Source organism: Parahaemophilus parainfluenzae, assembly GCF_001055095.1.
In the GTDB taxonomy this organism is placed as follows: domain Bacteria; phylum Pseudomonadota; class Gammaproteobacteria; order Enterobacterales; family Pasteurellaceae; genus Haemophilus_D; species Haemophilus_D parainfluenzae_Z.
This window is the reverse complement of sequence record NZ_JVHG01000020.1, coordinates 1-2857: the sequence shown is the minus strand read 5'-3', so window position 1 is coordinate 2857 and position 2857 is coordinate 1. Positions and strand designations below refer to the sequence as shown.

The window sequence follows — 2857 nt, the reverse complement described above, 5'->3', positions numbered from 1 at the left end:
TATGGTAAAGATTCCGATAGCCAATCTAGCACAACAAAAAGTGGTATTAATACACAAAATATCATAATTAAAGATGAAGCAGAGCAATTAAAACGTACAGGCAAAACGGTACAAGATAAAATTGCTGCGATAAAAACAGATATCACTACAGAGAGTGCACAAAGTCAAAGTGGTAAATTAGAGAATCGTTTTAATAAAGATGATGTTCAAAAAGAACTTGATTTCCAACGTGAGGTGACAGAGAAATTTGGACCAAATGTCGCGGAAGCAGGAAGTTTGCTTGCTAATAAATTTGGCGAAGAAGCGAAAGCGAAGCGTCATGAAGCCGCAATTGCGTTAGAAGAAGCAGAAAAAGCCAAGGCAGAAAACAACAACGAAACTAACCGCGCTTTAGTCAAACAAGCACGAGATAATTTTGAGACAGCGAGTCGCGAAGCTAAAGAATGGGAAACGGGTGGAAGTCAACGTCTTGTCATTGATTCGGCATTAAATGTTATCAGCACCGCTTTAGCCGGCAGACCGGCAGCGGAAGTGGTGGCTTCAGGATTATCACCTGCGGTGAATAACCAAATTAAGAAAGCGACCACAGATGCAAAAGGTAATGTAAATACCGCTCTCAATTTGACTGCTCATGCACTTTGGGGCGCGGTAGAGGCTTATGCGGGCAACCGTAATGTTGCTGCTGGTGCGGCGGGTGCAGCAGGTGGAGAGGCAGCGGCTCATTTCCTTGCCTCGACACTTTACAATAAATCACCTGAAAAGCTTAGTGAAGAAGAAAAACGTACGGTATCGTCTTTAAGTCAGGTAGCAGCAGGTATTGCTGGTGGTAGTTTATCAGATAGCTCTGATGGGGCGATTATTGCGGCTAAGACAGCGAAAGATGCGGTAGAGAATAATGGCATGGCTGATGACGTTCATCCTAGTGATGAGCGTAAGCAAAACATTGAAATGTATGCCAAGGTTTTATTCAATGGAGATGAGGATAAAGCTAAAGAATATCAAGAAGGTCTAGAGCTTGCAGAAGCTCAGGGTCAAATTGATAGTGTTAAAGACACAGCGGATGCGGTTGTTAATTTAGATGATACCGTTGTATCTTTATGGGAAGCAATCTCAAATCCAGAGAAAACCTATAATAATGTTGTGGTCTCGTTGAAAGATTGGGATGAGGCTTATGCGCTTGCCCTTCAAGAAAATCCAAAACTCGCGGGTGAAATGCAAGGTTACCGCCAAGGTAAAATGAAAGGTGTTTCAACTGGAGGAGTGGTGCTAAGTGGTGCGGGATTGGCGTTAGTTAAGCCAATGGGAGCACTGAAAAACGGTGTGGTTGATTTTACTAAAAATCAAGTAAATAGAGTAGTTAATCACACTGTTTTGAATCGAGTAATTAATGAAGTTGATAATATCGCTGTATCAACTGATAAAGGATTTATCAATGCCACTAAAGTTTGTGGAGCAAGTTGTGAAATAAAAGCAACTAGTAAAGCTGAGCAAGCTTTAATCGATGACATTGTCAAAAATGGTGATATTAAAGGCGGAAAAACAGAGTCGTTAATTCATGGTTTAGCAAAACGTTCAGGTTATGAACCATTACAAGGCGGAAAATATGGCTCAAATAATGGTTTTGATCATGTGTTAGTGGGCAAAGATGGTTCAGTAGTCATTATTGATAGTAAACAAATAAAAGCTAATGGGGCAATTCAGGTGAGTTCTAAGGGGGCAGGAAACACCAATCAGTTGTCAGAAAAATGGATTAAGGAAGTTGTGTATAAATTACCTGAAAATGATCCAGCAAGAACTGCGATAATAAAAGCTATTGATAATGGTAAATCAATTAAAACAATTATAGCTGGTGTAGATAAATCAAATAGTAAAGTTGTGTTATTACCAGTTAGAATTCCTAATAAGAATTAGTCATAATAGGTGTAAATATGGAAAAATATAAGGTATTTTTAGGTAGTGATATTGCAAAGACTTACAGTGATGCTAAAAAATTTACTTTGGAACGGGTTAATTCGTTTTCAGATGATTCTTATCTCGAATTATTTCAAAGAATAAAATTAATTGATGATTTTCGAGGGAATGTGTTTTTTTCAATTGGTTTATTAGATGACTATCATCGAGCATTATCCTCTAAATGTTTGTTAGAAAATTCTATCGAAGGATTTAAAGAAAATTCTTCTATTGCAGGTTTCTTAAGTATTTTGTCTGAATATGATTTTCAATGGGCATACAACGGGATTAATACAAATTTCTTTTTCATGATCTTACTTTCAGATAATCAAAAGTTGATTGATTATTTAATTAAACATCGTGATGAAATTGTGGATATTTCAGTCCCTTATAAACGAACTGATATCAGACCTTTTTTTAATGCGAACACTTTATTGGCGTTAAGTGGCGATTGGCAATTATTAAAAGAGCGCGCACTCACGTTCTTAAATGATGAGAAAAAAGCCCGTAGCGATTTAAAGCGCATTCCCGATCATGAATTTTATGTGGCACTAGCAGATAAAAATATAAAAGGAATGCAAGAAGCTTTAGATAAATTACTCGAACTTAAGCTTGCTAAACGAGCAGCAAAAGGAACACTTTTACATTTTGATTTTTACTTGCAACCGCAAGTTTTAATGTATGCCAAAATCGCAGCAATCCACGGTTTTGATTTGGGTATTGATAGTCCTATAGCACCCAAAGAATTGATTGATATAAATCCATTAGCGGAATATAAAATTCCTTATGATTTTATGAAATCATTTGATTTTGATGCGCCCCATCAAGTTTGGGTAAATTATGTCAAACAAAGAATGGAAGAAGCGAAGCAAAAGAAAGTTGAAAATAAAAAAGGATTTTGGGCTTC

Annotated in this window: 2 protein-coding genes; both read left to right on the top strand. The window is 37.1% G+C overall.

Going from position 1 to position 2857, the window contains the following annotated elements; genetic code table 11:
• Positions 1–1911, top strand: a 1911-nt coding sequence (locus tag ADA56_RS09705) for a VENN motif pre-toxin domain-containing protein (RefSeq protein ID WP_049369767.1), incomplete at its 5' end; no start/stop codon positions are given.
• Between the two features lie 17 nt (positions 1912–1928).
• A partial coding sequence (locus tag ADA56_RS05620) for an immunity 49 family protein (RefSeq protein ID WP_049369766.1) occupies positions 1929–2857 on the top strand: 929 nt, incomplete at its 3' end.